At 69.6% G+C, this 16,553-nt stretch carries 16 protein-coding genes; 12 read left to right on the top strand and 4 right to left on the bottom strand.

All coding sequences use genetic code 11. The features are described 5' to 3' along the window. Positions 1–9: 9 nt before the first annotated feature. On the top strand, positions 10–981 hold the full coding sequence (locus LF262_RS04015; protein WP_235778952.1) for an electron transfer flavoprotein subunit alpha/FixB family protein: 972 nt from the start codon (positions 10–12) through the stop codon (positions 979–981). After that, entirely contained in the window at positions 981–1,763 is a 783-nt protein-coding gene (locus LF262_RS04010; protein ID WP_235778951.1) for a PIG-L deacetylase family protein, read from the top strand. The genes LF262_RS04015 and LF262_RS04010 overlap by 1 nt, the downstream gene beginning before the upstream one ends. Before the next feature lie 7 nt (positions 1,764–1,770). On the opposite strand, the gene LF262_RS04005 is transcribed toward LF262_RS04010, so the two are convergent. Both LF262_RS04005 and LF262_RS04000 read right to left on the bottom strand, forming a co-directional pair. Beyond that, complete coding sequence (locus LF262_RS04005) at positions 1,771–2,238, bottom strand: tRNA (cytidine(34)-2'-O)-methyltransferase (protein ID WP_235778950.1); 468 nt, start codon at positions 2,236–2,238, stop codon at positions 1,771–1,773. A gap of 53 nt (positions 2,239–2,291) precedes the next feature. Beyond that, positions 2,292–3,248 (bottom strand): J domain-containing protein, encoded by a 957-nt coding sequence (locus LF262_RS04000; RefSeq protein ID WP_235778949.1) that lies wholly within the window; start codon positions 3,246–3,248, stop codon positions 2,292–2,294. A 72-nt stretch (positions 3,249–3,320) separates the two neighbouring features. Between LF262_RS04000 and LF262_RS03995 the strand changes: the two genes are divergently transcribed. Then, entirely contained in the window at positions 3,321–4,253 is a 933-nt protein-coding gene (locus LF262_RS03995) for a diacylglycerol/lipid kinase family protein (RefSeq protein WP_235778948.1), read from the top strand. Between the two features lie 6 nt (positions 4,254–4,259). On the opposite strand, the gene LF262_RS03990 is transcribed toward LF262_RS03995, so the two are convergent. Next, positions 4,260–4,700, bottom strand: a complete 441-nt coding sequence (locus tag LF262_RS03990; RefSeq protein ID WP_235778947.1) for a hypothetical protein — start codon at positions 4,698–4,700, stop codon at positions 4,260–4,262. A gap of 91 nt (positions 4,701–4,791) precedes the next feature. On the opposite strand from LF262_RS03990, the gene LF262_RS03985 reads away from it, so the two are divergent. Continuing rightward, the gene (locus LF262_RS03985) at positions 4,792–5,478 is read left to right on the top strand and encodes a helix-turn-helix transcriptional regulator (protein ID WP_235778946.1); all 687 of its coding nucleotides are present in this window, start codon (positions 4,792–4,794) and stop codon (positions 5,476–5,478) included. Between the two features lie 41 nt (positions 5,479–5,519). Beyond that, positions 5,520–6,773 (top strand): cysteine desulfurase family protein, encoded by a 1,254-nt coding sequence (locus tag LF262_RS03980; protein ID WP_235778945.1) that lies wholly within the window; start codon positions 5,520–5,522, stop codon positions 6,771–6,773. Between the two features lie 9 nt (positions 6,774–6,782). Here the strand turns inward: LF262_RS03980 and LF262_RS03975 are convergent, their stop codons facing one another. Next, positions 6,783–8,033, bottom strand: coding sequence for an NAD(P)/FAD-dependent oxidoreductase (locus LF262_RS03975; protein ID WP_235778944.1), 1,251 nt, complete (start codon positions 8,031–8,033; stop codon positions 6,783–6,785). A gap of 109 nt (positions 8,034–8,142) precedes the next feature. Between LF262_RS03975 and mnmA the strand changes: the two genes are divergently transcribed. The 7 genes from mnmA to LF262_RS03940 all read left to right on the top strand — a co-directional run bounded on the left by mnmA (position 8,143) and on the right by LF262_RS03940 (position 16,545). Then, positions 8,143–9,273 (top strand): tRNA 2-thiouridine(34) synthase MnmA, encoded by a 1,131-nt coding sequence (mnmA, locus tag LF262_RS03970; RefSeq protein WP_235778943.1) that lies wholly within the window; start codon positions 8,143–8,145, stop codon positions 9,271–9,273. Positions 9,274–9,478: 205 nt separating this feature from the next. Continuing rightward, the gene (locus LF262_RS03965) at positions 9,479–11,110 is read left to right on the top strand and encodes an ABC transporter substrate-binding protein (protein WP_235778942.1); all 1,632 of its coding nucleotides are present in this window, start codon (positions 9,479–9,481) and stop codon (positions 11,108–11,110) included. A gap of 76 nt (positions 11,111–11,186) precedes the next feature. After that, the gene (locus LF262_RS03960) at positions 11,187–12,269 is read left to right on the top strand and encodes an ABC transporter permease (RefSeq protein WP_235778941.1); all 1,083 of its coding nucleotides are present in this window, start codon (positions 11,187–11,189) and stop codon (positions 12,267–12,269) included. 1 nt (position 12,270) lies between these two features. Then, positions 12,271–13,290 (top strand): ABC transporter permease, encoded by a 1,020-nt coding sequence (locus LF262_RS03955; RefSeq protein WP_235778940.1) that lies wholly within the window; start codon positions 12,271–12,273, stop codon positions 13,288–13,290. Beyond that, entirely contained in the window at positions 13,287–15,008 is a 1,722-nt protein-coding gene (locus LF262_RS03950) for a dipeptide ABC transporter ATP-binding protein (RefSeq protein ID WP_235778939.1), read from the top strand. Before LF262_RS03955 ends, LF262_RS03950 begins: the two co-directional genes overlap by 4 nt. Positions 15,009–15,085: 77 nt before the next feature. Then, on the top strand, positions 15,086–15,532 hold the full coding sequence (locus tag LF262_RS03945; protein WP_235778938.1) for a chorismate mutase: 447 nt from the start codon (positions 15,086–15,088) through the stop codon (positions 15,530–15,532). Beyond that, on the top strand, positions 15,529–16,545 hold the full coding sequence (locus tag LF262_RS03940) for a uroporphyrinogen decarboxylase/cobalamine-independent methonine synthase family protein (RefSeq protein WP_235778937.1): 1,017 nt from the start codon (positions 15,529–15,531) through the stop codon (positions 16,543–16,545). Before LF262_RS03945 ends, LF262_RS03940 begins: the two co-directional genes overlap by 4 nt. The last annotated feature ends 8 nt before the right edge of the window (positions 16,546–16,553 follow it).

Below are 16,553 nucleotides of genomic sequence, written 5' to 3'. Positions count from 1 at the left end.
AGAGAAGACATGGCTGAGAACGTCCTGGTGGTCCTCGACGGCGTCGGGGATTCCCTCAAGAAGTCCGAACGCGACCTCCTCACGGCTGGCCGTGTGCTCGGCCCGGTGTCCGTCGCCGCAACGGCACCCGTCACGGACGAGGTCCGCGCACAGCTTGCCGAGAACGGCGTCGAGACGGTGTACGTGCCCGAGGGCGCAGACCTTTCCGGCTATCTTGTGGGGCCGACGGCGGCATGGCTCAGCGAGGTCGTCGCCACCGCCTCCTCGGCGAGCGGGCCGTTCGGCGTCGTCCTGCTCGAGAACTCCGCGGACGGCAAGGAGACTGCGGCCCGCCTCGGAGTGCGGCTCGGCGCGGGAGTGGTGACCGATGTCGTAGGCCTCGAGGCTGACGGCACGGTGCACAAGTCCGTGCTCGCAGGCTCGTATGAGGTCCGCGCCCGCGCCACGAGCGAGATCGCGATCTGGACGCTCAAGGCGAACAGCGTCGACGGGACGGCGGCAAGCGCCGCAGGTACCGCTGCCGTGACCCCGATCGCGGTGCCAGAGTCCGCTCTGGCCCACGCCGCACGCATCACCGGCCGAACCGTCAAGCCTGCCTCCGGACGGCCCGAGCTGAGCGAGGCCCGCGTCGTGGTCGCCGGCGGGCGGGGCACCGACGGCGACTTCGGTCCGATCGAGGAGCTCGCCGATGCCCTCGGCGGTGCGGTCGGTGCCTCGCGCGCGGCCGCCGATGCCGGATGGGTGAGCCACGACCTCCAGGTCGGCCAGACCGGCAAGACGGTCTCGCCGCAGCTCTACGTCTCGGCGGGCATCTCCGGTGCGATCCAGCAGAAGGCCGGAATGCAGACCGCCAAGGTCATCGTCGCGGTCAACGCTGATCCCGAGTCGCCGATCTTCGAAATCGCGGATTTCGGCGTGGTCGGCAACCTCTTCGAGGTACTCCCGCAGGCCACGGCTGAGATCAAGCGGCGCCGGGGCTGATGGCGGCAGGGAACGCTGCGGAGAACGGGAGTCCCTTCGATCCGTCCCGCCACAGGGTGGACCGGGTTGTCGCGTTCGGTGCCCACCCCGACGACCTCGACTTCGGGGTGTCCGGGACGGTTGCGGCGTGGGCTGCAGAAGGCGTCGAGGTGCACTACTGCATCATGACCGACGGCGACGCCGGCGGCTTCGATTCCGAGCACCGTGCCAAAATCGTTCAGATGCGGCACGAGGAGCAGCGCAGTGCGGCGGCCCTGGTGGGGGTCAAGGAGGTGCACTTCCTCGGCTACGGCGACGGGTACCTTGAGCCCACGCACGAGGTGATGCGCGACGTCGTCGAGCTCGTGCGGCGGGTGCGTCCCGACGTCGTGCTGGCCATGCACCCGGAACGGAACTGGGACCGCCTGCAGAAGTCGCACCCGGACCATCTCGCGTGCGGCGAGGCGGTGACCCGGGCGATGTACCCGGCTGTGGAGAACCCGTACGCGTACCGGGAGCTGGCGGACGCCGGACTCGACGCGTACCGGCTCCCGTGGCTGTGGCTCTACGCGGGGCCACAGGAGCGCACCAACCACTACTCGGACGTGACCGGCTTCGTGGACACCAAGATCGCCGCGCTGCAGGTGCACATCAGCCAGCACCCCGATGTCGCCGCGATGGAGGAGTCAGTACGCTCTCGAATGCAGGCCTCGGCACACGACGGCGCGCTGGCCGCTGGGGCGTCGGCGGAGGAGTTCCACGTCGTCTCGGTCAACAATCCGAAGACGATCGCGGGCTTCTGAGCGGCGTTCAGAGCTGCGCGCCGGCGTAGCCGTTCTGTCGCCATGCCTCGTAGACCGCGATGGAGGCGGAGTTGGCGAGGTTCAGCGAGCGCCGCGAGGGCAGCATGGGCAGGCGCAGTCGCGCCGTGACCCGGGGATCTGCGAGCACGTGCTCTGGAAGGCCCACCGATTCGGGGCCGAAGAACAGGACGTCGCTGGGCTCGTAGGCCACCTCGGCGAACGGCGTTTCGCCGTGGGAGGTGAAGGCGAACACGCGGGCGGGCAGCAGCGCCGCGAACGCGTCGTCGAGCGTGGGGTGCACGGTCACGTGTGCGAGGTCGTGGTAGTCGAGGCCCGCACGGCGCAGGTTCGCGTCCTCGAAGTTGAAGCCGAGAGGCTCGACGAGGTGCAGCTGGGAGCCGGTCACGGCCGAGAGGCGGATGGCGTTGCCCGTGTTGCCCGGGATCTCGGGGGTGTAGAAGAGGATGCGGAACACGCCCTCCATCCTAGGCGCGCCCTGGTGCCGTCCGTCGGCCTGGTGGAGTCCGCCTAGTGGAGCCCCGTCAGGAGCCGCGCGAGCGCGGGCACGAAGACGACGTTGGGCTGAGGCCCTGACGCGAGGAAGAAGGTGAGCTCGCGCAGGAACTTGGCGGCGTTGAGCGGTTCCAACGGACCGGCAACGCCCCTGCGGACATCGATGACGGGCTCATGGAGATTCGGGTCCGGGGTCTGGACGAGCACGTAGCCGTGCACGTTCAGCTCGGGGAACACGTTCTGGAAGTGCCGCACCTGCTCGGCGAGCCGGGGCGGCGCCACCAGCCGGCCGCCGTGGAGAAGATGTGTGCCGTCCCACGCGTAGTTCCCGCGGGGGACGAGCATCGAGTCCACGAGCGCGAGGCGGTATCCGGCCAGGACGGCATGGGCGATGTACGAGGAGCCCACCGGGGAGCGGAGCCCGTTCATGAGCCGCGCCGAAGGGATCGCCGTCAGGACGCGGCGCCGGATGAGGGCCGCGGTACGCTCCTCCCGCTGGATTCTGGCGTCGGCCCCGAACAGGCCCCGCCGCCTCGGCACACCATGCTCGGCCTGTGCGGCAACGTCGGCGGGGATGAGCGGCGGGGTGCCCTGGGCGAACGGTGGGACGTACACGGCCGGCTCGGCGGCGGGGTTGCGTGTCCCGGGCGAACCGCCGGCGGGCCGGGCGGTGAAGCCGCGGCCAGGCGTCGCGCGGCCAGGGGCGGACGACGGCGGGGTCCCGGCTCCCGCCGCGTAGGGCGCCTCCCGCTGGGGCGCGGACGAGAAGTAGCTGCGGTCGTAGGCTGCGCGGGAGGCAGAATGGGAGAGGACCTCGTAGGCGAGCGTGACCCTGTGGAACTCGCCCACATCTCCGCCCTGGTCAGGGTGGTGGGCGCGTGCGGCCCGGCGGTACGCGCGCTTGATTTCGGCCTCGCTCGCGGTGATGGGCACGCCAAGCACCTCATAGTGGGATGGGACATGGCCGGGCATAGGTCCATCGTAGGGTCGCCTGTTGGCCCTTCAACGCGGTCCCCGGGGCCTTGGCCTGCAATAATCCTGCCCATGTCGCCAGCGAACGCGCCCAGGCTCACCCTCGCCGTGAACCCCACCGCGAACGCGGGGCTCGGCGAACGAAGGGCGCGCGAGGCTGCCGCGCTCCTGGTCTCCCGCGGCGCCGCAGTGGTCGAGCTGCGCCGGGACACGGCCTCGGAGCTCGCCGCCGCGGTGGCTGGCGCGCTGCCGGCCTCAGATGCAGTGGTGGCCGTGGGCGGTGACGGAGCCGTGAACCTCGTGGCGAATGTCCTCGCCGGCACGGGCGTTCCGCTGGGGGTAGTTCCCGCGGGGACGGGTAACGACGCCGCGCGCCTCCTCGGGATTCCGCTGGACTCCGTGGCCGATGCTGTCGCGACCCTGCTCGACGCCCTCGCGTCCGGCCCGCGCCGGATTGACCTGGGCCTTATTGAGTGGGCCGGCGGCCAGCGGCACTACGTGGCCGTGGCGTCGGCGGGGTTCGACTCGCGGGTCAATGAGCGTGCGAATGCGTGGCGCTGGCCGCGGGGGAAGTCGCGCTACACGCTCGCCGTTCTCCGGGAGCTCGTGTCGTTTCGGCCCATCCCGTTCGAGCTCACGGTGGACGGCCACGAACGCCTGCAGCGGGCCATGCTCGTCTCGGTGGCGAATGGCCCTTCCCTGGGCGGGGGCATGCGCGTGGCCCCGGACGCCCGGGCGGACGACGGCCTGCTGGACCTCTTCGTGGTCCGGCCGCTGTCCGTCCCGGCGTTCCTGGGCGTGTTCCCGAAGGTGTTCCGGGGAGCCCATGTGGGCCATCGCGCCGTCGAGCTCAGCACGGTCCGGAGCGTGACGCTCAGGGGCCCTGGCGTGGTGGTCTACGCGGACGGGGAGCGCATCACCGAGGGCCCGGTGACCATCAGCGTCGCCCCCCACGCCCTTGCTGTCCTCTCAGCCCTCGGGAGTGAGCACCGCCTCGGGGAGTGAGCCCGCTCAGGCTGTTCGGCGTGAGGCGAGGCGGTTGAGTGCGAGCGCACCCACGAGCAGGCCGAAGTCACGCAGCGCGACGTCGAAGCCGTGCCCGAGGACGAGCAGGTTGACGATGATTCCGAGGAGCCAGAGGGCCACGACGAGCGAGCCCCACCGGGGCCTCCATGCGACGACGAGACCGGCGACGATCTCGACGACTCCCACGATGAACATGAACGCCTGGGCACTGATCGGGACGACTGCCGTTGCGAGCGGAGCGAGGTAGTTGGGCCAGTAGGTGAGGATGTTGAAGAACTTGTCGAGGCCGAACAGGATCGGCGCGACGATATAGAGGGTCCGGAGCATGTAGTACGCCTGGTCGGCGGGGGCGATGGCCCTGATGCCCGGACGTGCACCGACAGAGGCGCGGACCCGGCCGTGGTGCGAGGCTGATGTGGCTGACATGGGTTTTCTCCTTCCAAAGCGGACGTCTTCGATTTTAGAAGCCTTTGCGTTCTAAAACAATGGAACGCAGTTTTGGATGTACAGTGGATGCATGCCCGCGGTTCCAGCACCCACCTGGCGCGCGCGCCTCGGTGCCCTTGCATCACTGGACGAGGACCGGCGCCGTGCCCTCTACCTGTACGTCCGCGATGCAGGTCGTCCGGTCGGACGCGACGAGGCCGCCGACGCCGCGGGCATCTCCCGCGCTGCAGCCGCCGCCCACCTCGACCGCCTCGTCGACGACGGCGTGCTGGCCGCCACGTTCTCCAAGCCCACATCGCGCCGCGGCCCAGGCTCAGGCAGGCCGTCCAAGTTCTACGAGGCCGTGGTCGAGGAAGTCCTCGCCGCGGTCCCCGACCGCTCGTACGAGCTTGCGGGCGAGCTGCTCGCGGCCGCCGCCGAACGCTCCATCGCGCGCAGTGCGCCCATGTCCGAGGCGCTTGCCGCGGTCGGGCACGAACGAGGGCAGGCCCTAGGGGCGGAGTACGGGAGCATCGAGAGCGTCCTCGAAGCGACCGGCTACGAGCCCGTCGCGGGCGAAGACGGCACCATCGAGCTCGGAAACTGCCCGTTCCACAGGCTCTCCCGTGGACACCGCGGCGTGGTGTGCAGCCTCAACGGGTCCTTCCTGGCCGGTGCCCTCGCGGGCTGTGGGGACTCCGGGCACTGCCTCGAACCCGTGGACACCAGCGACGGACGGCATGCGTGCTGCGCCCGGATCGTGCCCCGCGATCCCTGACTCCCCGCCCAGCGGCCACGGCCCGCGCCTACAGTAGAAGCGTGCCTGTCTACCTCGACCACGCCGCCACGACTCCCGTGACGCCCGCCGCGCTCGCGGCCTACACCGCTCAGATTGCGCGCGGCGGCAACCCGTCCTCGCTCCACGCCGCAGGGCAGGCGGCACGCCGCGTCCTCGAGGATGCGCGCGAGTCGCTCGCCGCGTCCCTCGGCGCGCACCCCACCGAAGTCATCTTCACCTCCGGCGGCACCGAGGCGGACAACCTGGCCGTGAAGGGCCTGTTCTGGTCCCGCCACGGTGAGGACCCTCGGCGCACACGCATCCTGTGCTCGGGCATTGAGCACCACGCGGTCGGCGACACGGTCGAGTGGCTCGAGAAGCACGAGGGAGCCGAGCCCGTCTGGCTCCCCTGCGACGCGGCTGGAGTGACGAGCGTAGACGCCCTGCGCGCCGAGATCGCACGCGGCCCGGAGTCTGTGGCCCTTGTGGCGCTCATGTGGGCCAACAACGAGGTCGGCACCGTCCAGCCCGTCCGCGAGGCAGCCGAGATCGCGGCGGAGCACGGCATCCCCGTCCATTCCGACGCGGTCCAGGCGTTCGGGCACCTTCCCGTGGACTTCGCATCCTCGGGCCTTGCCACCATGGCGGTGAGCGGGCACAAGATCGGTGCCCCAGTGGGAATCGGAGCGTTCGTGGCGCGCCGGGACACAGCGCCAGTGCCCGTCCTCCACGGAGGTGGCCAGCAGCGGGGCCTCCGCTCGGGGACACTCGACGCCGCCGGTGCCGCGGCCTTCGCTGTCGCGGCGCACGACGCCGTTGCGCACCTTCCCGAGGAAGCGAACCGTCTCGCCGGGCTGAGGGACAGGCTCCTGGCGGGGATCGAGCGCGAGGTGCCGGGCGCCGTCGTGAGCGGCCCCCCGCTCGGGAAGAGCGTCCCGGGTGGGAGTGCCAGCGCCGAGGCACCACAGCGGCTCCCCGGGATCGCACACGTGACCTTCCCGGGCTGCGAGGGCGATTCCCTCCTTTTCCTGCTGGACATGGCCGGGATCGCCACCTCAACCGGATCGGCGTGCACGGCAGGCGTCCCGCGGCCCTCGCACGTGCTGCTCGCGATGGGGCGCACCGAGGATGAGGCGCGAGGCTCGCAGCGGTTCAGCCTCGGGTGGAACTCCACAGAGGCGGATGTGGACGCGCTGGTCGCGGCGATCGGGCCCGCTGTCTCGCAGGCCCGTGCGGCGGGGATGGCGGGACACGCGAGCCGCATCGAGACCGCGAGCGCAGCCCGTCGCCCCTGACGGGCGCGCTCAGACTCCGGCGAGCTCCGCGAGCGGCAGTGACGGATCGGCCAGGCGCGCCGGGTCTACTTGGGCGCGCGAGGCGATCAGCGCCTTGATGGCCTTCTGCTGCCTGGACAGGTTCACGTTCATCCCGCCCACGAGGGCACCGTCACGCACCCAGAGGGCCACAAATCCCTCCTTCGCGGCCTCGAGGGTGTCGATCGATCCGCGCAGCACGAGCTGGGCGCGGTGGACGAGCTGCCAGTAGCCGGAGTACTCCATGCTCAGCCCCGCCTGGTCCGTGTAGAAGTACGGGGCGAGGTCCAGCTGGGAATCCGCCCCGAGCATCGCCTTGGCCGCGACCTTTCCGCCATTGAGGGCATTGGACCAGTGCTCGCTGCGCACATGCTGTCCCGTGAACGGCTGGAGGGAGCTCGCCACGTCCCCGGCGGCGAACACGTCCTCAGTGCTCGTGCGGAGGGATGCGTCCGTGACGATCCCATTGCGGACCGCGATGCGGGCTTCCTCGGCCAGTGTGACGTCCGGCTCGACGCCGACGGCCACGAGGACAAGGTCCGCAGGCAGCCGCTCGGCCGTGTTGAGGGCCACCCCCGAGAGGGCCTCGCCGTCCCCGCCGGCCGCGAACTCGACGGGATGCACGCCGAGCCGGAATGAGACGCCCTCTGCCTCGAGGGCGCGACGGAACACATCGGCGAGCGCTGGCTCGAGCTGGCGCAGCACGGTCGTGTGACGTCCGAGCACCGTCACCTCGTTGCCGTACTCGCGGGCCGCAGCGGCGACCTCGAAACCGATCCAACCGGTGCCCACGACTACCACGCGGCGCCCTCCCCCCGAGAGTTCGGTGCGCAGCGCGAGGGAGTCCTCGAAGCGGCGCAGCGAGTGCACGCCCCCGAGCTGGGCCCCCGGCAGGTCGAGGGCCCGCGGCTGGGCCCCCGTGGCGATGAGCAGCTTCGAGTACGGAAGGAGCGCGTCGTTCTCCAGGCGGAGCATGTGCGACGCCGGGATGATCTGTGCGGCACGCTCGCCGAGGAGCAGCTCCACGTTGTGCGCGTCATACCAGCCGGCAGGGTTGACCTCGAGGTCTGCCTCGTCACCGGTGCCCTTCAGGAACTCCTTGGAAAGCGGCGGCCGCAGGTACGGGGGGCGGCGCTCAGCTCCGATGATCCGGATGGGCCCGTCGAAGCCCTCCTGCCTCAGGGTCTTCGCGGCGGTACCGGCGGCCAGGCCGCCTCCGGCGATGAGAATCGACTGATTCACTGTGCCTCCCAACGGCTGTTCCCTGCGCCACGCACATCCCGCCTGCCGGGCCCCACGCGCCGCCCCGGCCCGGGACCTCCCCGGCACCGCTCGACGCTAGAATAGACCGGTGCGAGTTCTGGCAGCCATGAGTGGGGGAGTGGATTCGGCGGTCGCCGCCGCCCGCGCCGTCGAGGCGGGGCACGACGTCGTCGGCGTCCACCTCGCGCTCAACCGCATGCCCGGCACGCTGCGCACGGGCTCGCGCGGATGCTGCACGATCGAGGACTCCAACGATGCCTGGCGGGCCTGCGACAAGCTGGGCATCCCGTTCTACGTCTGGGACTTCTCCGAGCGCTTCAAGGCCGATGTGGTGGACGACTTCGTCGCCGAGTACGCCGCCGGCCGCACCCCGAACCCGTGCATGCGCTGCAACGAGCGCATCAAGTTCGCCGCCCTCCTCGAGAAGGCGCTGGCGCTCGGCTTCGACGCGGTGTGCACGGGACACTACGCGAAAATAGTCCGCGACGCCCATGGCAACCCCGAGCTGCACCGGGCTGCCGACTGGGCGAAGGACCAGTCCTACGTGCTCGGCGTGCTCACCGTGGAGCAGCTCGGGCACTGCCTGTTCCCACTCGCGGACACCCCCAGCAAGGCCGAGGTCCGCGCCGAGGCCGCGCGCCGAGGCCTGTCCGTGGCGAAGAAGCCGGACAGCCACGACATCTGCTTCATCTCCGACGGCAATACCCGAGGCTGGCTCGCCGAGCAGATCGAGATGGCCCCGGGGGACATCGTGGACGAGCAGGGGGCCAAGGTAGGCGAGCACGAGGGCGCGAACGCGTTCACCGTCGGCCAGCGCAGGGGCCTCCATCTGGGACAGCCCGCGCCGGACGGAAGGCCGCGGTTCGTCCTCGAGGTCCGGCCCAAGGACAACACAGTCGTCGTGGGGCCAGAGCGGCTCCTGGCGGTCGCGGAGATCCGCGGGATCCGCGTCTCCTGGGCCGGGCTGCCGCCCGTCCAGGCTGGTCGCGGCGAGGAGTTCGAGTGCACGGCCCAGGTGCGCGCCCACGGCGATCCGGTGCCCGCCCGGGCCCGGCTCGTGGGGGAGGCGCACGACGCCGTCCTCATCGTCACGCTTGAGACGCCGCTCCGCGGGGTCGCACCGGGGCAGACCGTGGTGCTGTACCAAGGGACGCGCGTCCTCGGGCAGGCGACGATCGACGCCGCGCGCTCCCTCGAGCGCAGCGCTGGCGTGGCCTAGTCTGGCCAAAGCGCCGACCTCGTGGCATTGCGGTCGGTCGGCGTTCTCGAGCCGAAGGTCACCGTTTGGTCTCGATGACTCAAAGAAGTGCTTCATGTCGCCTGAACAGTGGTTGAATCATGGCCATCAGGACTGTGCCCTGGGTCACGCCCACGCGTGCCTTCTGGGGAGGGCACGGCCAGGACTCGACTAGAGAAGGCCATTGATGTCTAAGACCACACATGCCGTGCGGAGCGCCATCGCGCTCGCCGGCGCCTCCCTGCTCGCGCTCACGGCGTGCACCGGCCCCTCGGGCGGCACATCCTCGGGCAGCAGCGCGTCAAGCGGGCCGATCACCGTCGGAACGACGGACAAGGTCACCTTCCTCGACCCCGCCGGCTCCTACGACAACGGGTCATTCCTGGTCATGAACCAGATCTACCCGTTCCTCCTCAACTCGAAGCCCGGAAGCGCCGAGCCGCAGCCGGACATCGCCGACTCGGCGTCGTTCACCGCACCGACCGAGTACACCGTCAAGCTCAAGAGCGGACTCAAGTGGGCCAACGGCGACACGCTGGACTCCGCGGATGTGAAGTTCACGTTCGACCGCCAGGTCAAGATCAACGATCCGAACGGCCCGGCCTCGCTCCTCGAGAACCTCGACAGCGTCGAGGCCAAGGACCCGACCACTGTCGTGTTCCACCTCAAGCATGGGAACGACCAGACCTTCCCCCAGGTCCTCACAGGCCCAGTCGGCCCGATTGTCGACCACAACGTGTTCCCCGCGGACAAGGTCATGAATGACGAGGACATCGTCGCCAAGAAGGCCTTCGCCGGCCCGTACACGGTCTCCTCCTACCAGAAGAACCAGCTCGTGTCCTTCAAGGCCAATCCCGACTACAAGGGCCTCCTCGGCAAGCCGGCCACGGACACCGTGAACCTCAAGTACTTCTCGGATTCGAACAACCTCAAGCTCGAGGTGCAGCAGGGCAGCATTGATGTCGCATGGCGTTCGCTCACCGCGACCGATGTGGACAACCTCTCGAAGGACTCCAAGGTGAAGGTCCACAAGGGCCCGGGCGGCGAGATCCGCTACATCGTCTTCAACTTCGACACGATGCCGTTCGGCGCCAAGACGCCAGAGGCCAGTCCGGCCAAGGCGCTTGCCGTGCGCCAGGCCATGGCAGATCTCGTGGACCGCGAGGCCATCGCCACTCAGGTGTACAAGGGCACCTACACCCCGCTGTACTCCTACATTCCGGACGGGTTCCTCGGGGCCACCACGCCGCTGAAGTCAATGTACGGCGACGGGAACGGCAAGCCAGCCTCGGACAAGGCCAAGAAGGCTCTCTCCGATGCCGGCGTCACGACGCCGCTCACGCTCAACCTCCAGTACAACCCGGACCACTACGGGAAGTCCTCGGGTGATGAGTATGCGCTCGTGAAGCAGCAGCTCGAGGCGGGTGGCCTCTTCAAGGTCAACCTCCAGTCCACCGAGTGGGTCACCTATGCCAAGGACCGCACCAAGGACGTGTACCCGATGTACCAGCTCGGCTGGTTCCCGGACTTCTCCGATCCGGACAACTACCTGACGCCGTTCTTCTCGAAGAACACCTTCCTAAAGAACCACTACGACAACGCGACCGTCCAGGACCTCATCTCCAAGGAGGCCACGAATCCGGACAAGTCCGCACGGGGTCAGCAGCTCGGCCAGATCCAGGAGGCTGTGGCCAAGGACCTTTCGACCATTCCGCTGCTCCAGGGCGCCCAGGTCGCCGTGGCCGGGACGTCGGTGAAGGGCGTCGACTCGACGCTCGACCCGTCGTTCAAGTTCCGCCTCGGCGTCCTGAGCAAGTAACCCGAACGGAACAGCACACCGTCCGGCGGCGGGGCGCGCAGGCGTCCCGCCGCCGAGGCGTGGTCAGGAGTACCCCATGACAGCATTCACCGAGGCGCCACCAGAAGCCGCCTCAACGCCGGCCGCCAAGGCCAAGGGGGGTGGCCTCGGCACCTACCTGCTGATCCGCTTCCTCCTCATCATCCCCACCATCCTGATCCTCGTGACCGTGGTGTTCTTCCTCATGCGCATCACCGGAGACCCCATCACGGCAGCCCTCGGGGGACGGCTCCCCGCGGAGCAGCTCGAGGCTCGGATCCACGACGCGGGCTACGACCGGCCCCTCCTCGTGCAGTACTTCGAGTACCTCGGCCAGGTCTTCACCGGCAACTTCGGCCGGACCATCTCGGACAACCGCTCAGTCACAGAGATGATCACCACCTTCGGCTCCGCGACGCTCGAGCTCGCAGTCAACGCGCTCGTCGTCGCGTTCATCGTCGGCATCCCCCTCGGGATGATCGCCGCGCAACAGCGGGACAAGTCCTCCGACGCCGTGCTGCGTGTCCTCGCGATCCTCTTCTACGCGACGCCCGTGTTCTTCGCGGGCCTCCTGCTCAAGCTCGTGTTCGCCGTATGGCTGGGGTGGACCCCCGTGGCGGGCCGGGCGTCGACCACCACGGAGCTTGCAATGAACCAGCTCGCGGCACCCTCGGGCATCTACTGGCTCGACGCCCTCCGCAGCGGCAACATGGCAGCCTTCAGCGATGTGATGTCCCATGCCGTCCTGCCCGCGATCGCACTGGGCTTCCTCACAGCGGGCGTCTTCCTCAGGCTCGTGCGCACCAATCTCATCGGCACGCTGGGCAAGGACTACGTCATGGCGGGCCGATCCAGGGGAGTGAGCGAGTTCCGGCTCGTGACCCGGCACGCGTACAAGCCCGCCCTCATTCCGATCATCACGGTCATGGGCATGCAGATCGCACTCCTTCTCGCGGGCGCCGTCCTGACGGAAACCACGTTCGAGTGGAAAGGGCTCGGGTTCCAGCTGGCCCAGTACCTCGGAGCCCGCGACTTCGTCGCAGTTCAGGGCATCGTCATGCTCCTCGCGGTCATCGTGGCTGTCACGAACTTCATCGTGGACGTCATCGCGGCCCTCATCGACCCGAGGGTGAGGTACTGACATGAGCGCACAGGCACAGGCGCTGCCGGAGATCGAGCGGAAGGAACCCCTCTGGCGGCGGCTCCCGGTTGTCTCCCATGTGGCGGTGAGCGTTGGCGTCCAGCGGACCATGCTCCTCTCGGGCCTCGCGCTGACCCTGGTCTTCGTGGTGCTCGCGGTCCTCGCCCCGCTCGTCGCACCGTACGGCTACTCCCAGCTCTCGGATGCCGCGGGCAACTTCCCCGCCCAGGATCCACCGAGCGCGGCCCACATCTGGGGCACCACAGTGGGCGGCTACGACGTCTTCTCTCGAGTGGTCTGGGGGGCCCAGACCGCGATCCTCGTCATCGTCGTCGCGGTGGCCTTCTCGATCTTCGTGGGCGTCGCGCTCGGCCTTGTCTCGGGGTACGTCGGAGGCTGGCTCGACCGGATTCTCGTGGTCATTGCGGACGCAGTGTATGCCTTCCCCTCACTGCTGGTCGCGATCGTGATGTCGATCGTGATCTCCCGCGGCCAGTCCAGCCTGTGGGGCGGCATCCTGGCAGCGGCCTTCGCGGTCACCGTGGTGTTCATCCCCCAGTACTTCCGCGTGGTCCGCGCCGAGGCCATACGCCTCAAGGCCGAGCCCTTCGTGGAATCGGCCAAGGTCATCGGCGCCTCGACCTGGCGTGTCATGGCCCGGCACATCTACCGGAACGCGACCAGAAGCATCCCGCTCATCTTCACGCTCAACGCCTCCGAGGCCATCCTGACCCTCGCGGCCCTCGGATTCCTCGGCTTCGGCATCGAGCCCACGGGCGCGGCCGAGTGGGGCTTCGACCTCAAGCAGGCCCTGAGCGACGTGACTGCGGGAATCTGGTGGACGGGACTGTTCCCGGGCCTCGCGATCGTCCTGACGGTCCTCGGGCTCACCCTCGTGGGCGAGAGCATCAATGACCTCGGTGACGCGCGCATCCGCACACGAGGCAAGAAGAAGCGCCCGAGGCCGTCGAGCGCCCCGGTCGGCACATCCGTCACCCACACCGAAGGAGGTGCCGCGTGAGCGAGGATCTCGGCGCAGCATCGGCCGCGCCGTCGAGCCCCGTCCTGGACATCGAGGACCTCGAAGTCACGTTCGCCACCGATGCAGGACCCGTGCGTGCCGTCCGGGGGGTGAGCCTCGACGTCCGCGCCGGGGAGGTCCTCGCGATCGTCGGCGAGTCCGGGTCCGGCAAGACCGTCACGGCCAAGACCATCCTGGGCCTCCTGCCGGAAACGGCGACGAGCTCCGGCGCGGTGGTGATCAACGGCCACAACGTCGTCTCGCTCAGCGCGTCCAAGCTGCGCGAGCTGCGCGGCCGGGATGTTGCGATGGTGTTCCAGGAGCCGTCCACGGCCCTCAACCCGGTCTTCACCGTGGGCTGGCAGATCGCGGAGGGGATCCGGGCGCACCGCGCCCGCGACGACGCAGACGGCCGACGCGGCCGGAGGATTAGCCGCAAGGAGGCCAAGGAGCGGGCGGTCGAGGCGCTGCGCAAGGTGGGGATCCCGGACCCGGACGAACGCGTGGACTACTATCCGCACCAGTTCTCGGGTGGGCAGAAGCAGCGCGTGGTCATCGCCGCGGCGCTTGCCCTGGACCCAGAGCTGATCGTTGCCGACGAGCCGACGACGGCGCTCGACGTCACGGTCCAGGCAGAAATCCTCGAGCTCCTGCGTGATCTGCGGGACCTGTACGGAACATCGATCGTGCTCATCACCCACAACATGGGCGTGGTGGCGGACCTCGCTGACCGCGTGGTCGTCATGTACGACGGCGAGGTGGTCGAGGAAGCGCCGGTGCGCACCCTCTTCGCGTCTCCACGCGAGGACTACACCCGCAGGCTGCTCGACGCCGTGCCACACCTCGGGCGCCACTCGGCCTCCCAAGGCGCGGTGGAGCGACTGCATCAGGATGCCGAGGTGCTCGTGCGGGCCGATCGGCTGGACATCACCTATCCCGGGCGTCTCGGCACGCCGCCGTTCCGCGCGGTGCAGGATGTCTCGTTCACCGTCTCCGCCGGCGAGGTTTTCGGCCTGGTCGGAGAGTCCGGCTCGGGCAAGACGACAATCGGCCGCGCGATCGTTGGCCTCAGCCGGGCCACCGGCGGAAGCCTGCAGGTGCTCGGGCACGAGATGGTCGGCTTCCGGGAGCGGGAATTCCGGCCAGTCCGCAAGGACATTGGGTTCGTCTTCCAGGACCCGGCAGCGTCATTCAACCCCCAGCTCACGATCGGGGAGTGCGTCGCCGAGCCGCTCGCGGTCCATATGGATCTCGGCGCGGTGCAGGTGCGGCGTCGCGTCGGCGAGCTGCTGGAGTCGGTTCAGCTCCCGGCCTCGTACGCCGCGCGGTACCCGCACGAGCTCTCGGGCGGCCAGCGTCAGCGCGCCTCGCTCGCGAGGGCGCTCGCGCTCGAGCCGAAGCTGCTCGTCGCGGACGAGCCGACATCCGCCCTCGATGTCTCCGTCCAGGCGAAGGTGCTGGAGCTGTTCCGCGACATCCAGGCCGAGCTGGGCTTCGCTGCGCTGTTCATCAGCCACGATCTCGCGGTCGTCGACCAGCTCAGCCACTGGGTGGGCGTCCTCTACAAGGGCAGGCTCGTCGAACAGGGCGTCGGTAGTCGGGTGATGGGTTCGCCCGAGCACGACTACACCAAGCGGCTCATCGCATCCCTGCCGGTTCCAGACCCCGTCGAACAGGCGGAGCGGCGCAAGGCGCACCGGGCACTCCTCGGCGACTGACACCGGGTCGCAGGGAACTGGCCCCTTGTCGCGGCAACGCGGCAAGGGGCCAGGCTGCTGCCAATAGACTGAATCCCATGACCGAGCCGCACCGCCCCGACCCCGCTGCCGAGACGCCCCATCCCCACTCAGCGGAGGAGTATGACCCGAGCGCCAGCTCACTCACGGGCCACGTGGACCCGTCGGTCATGGCGGAGCTGCTCTCGATCCGCTCGAGCATCGACAACTTCGACGCGACCCTCGTCTACCTTCTCGCGGAGCGCTTCAAGGTCACCCAGCGCGTGGGATTCCTGAAGGCGAAACACCACCTGCCGCCCGCGGACCCTGACCGCGAGGCGGCCCAGATCGCCCGGCTCCGGCGCCTCGCAGAGGAGGCCCAGCTCGATCCGGCGTTTGCCGAGAAGTTCCTGAACTTCATCATCAGCGAGGTCATCCGCCACCATCAGGCCATTGCCGAGGACCATGGACAGGGAACCGTCGGGCAGCGCTCCACCGGGCAGGCGCACTCGGACGCGGGCGCGTGACCGGCCAGGTCACCGCGACGGCCCTGGGGGACTGGCCTGGCACGGATCCCCTCGAAGCCACGAAGGCGATCCGAGGCGAACTCGGGACCCCGCACCTGCCAGTCCTCGCCGAGCTCCCCGAGCGGGGCGTGGGTTCGGACCCGATCGGCCGCACGGCCTCCCTCCTGCTCGGCCTGCACGCCGATGTCCAGCCGCACGGGTGGCGCCTAGTGCCGCACCCGGGACGTGACGCAGCGCGCGCGGAATCCGCCCTGTCGACCGATCTCAACGTCCTGGCGGATGTCGTCGGCGGAGAGGAGCACAGCGCGGAGGAGCTGCAGGTGCGCATCCTCGGGCCGCTGAGCCTCATGGCCGGCGCCTATCTGCCCTCTGGCGAGCGCGTCCTCGCCGACCACGGCGCACGGCGAGACGTCGCGCAGTCGCTGGCCGACGGCGTCGTGCCCTTCCTCGACCGGGTGGCCCGGGCGGTTCCGGGCACCCGGCTCACCGTCCAGCTCGACGAACCCGAGGCGGCCCGCGTGCTGGGCGGGCTCCTGCCCACGGCGAGCGGCTACCGCACGCTGCGGTCGGTTCCGGGTGGGGAGGCCCGTTCAGCCTGGGGCAGGGTCACCGAGTCGCTCCGCGCTGCAGGGGCCGAGACGGTCGTCGTGAACCTGCCCGCGTGGGAGGCGCCGATCGGGCGGGTCCTGGCGGCGGGCGCGGACGGGGTGTCGCTGCCCCTCGCTGACCTGACGGTGCCCCAGTGGGAGGGCCTCGCGGGGGCGGTGGAAGCTGGGGCGCGCCTCTGGCTCGGCGCCCTCCCGCACGACGCCGGCCCGCGCCCCGGCACGGGGGAGCTCGCTGAGCGCGTGGTACGGCCCTGGCGACAGCTTGGCCTCCCTGTCGACGCGCTCGACGCCGTACGGCTGGCTCCTGCAGGCAGCCTCGCGACGCTCACTCCGGTTGCAGCGACGGCCTGCCTCGCCCGGACGGTGAAGCTCGCCGATGCTGTGAACCAGATCGCCCTCGGCTGACGCGCTCT

The organism is Sinomonas notoginsengisoli (genome assembly GCF_021554725.1).
Lineage (GTDB): Bacteria > Actinomycetota > Actinomycetes > Actinomycetales > Micrococcaceae > Sinomonas > Sinomonas notoginsengisoli.
The sequence above is the reverse complement of the archived record's forward strand: the minus strand, read 5'-3'. Positions and strand labels throughout refer to the sequence as shown.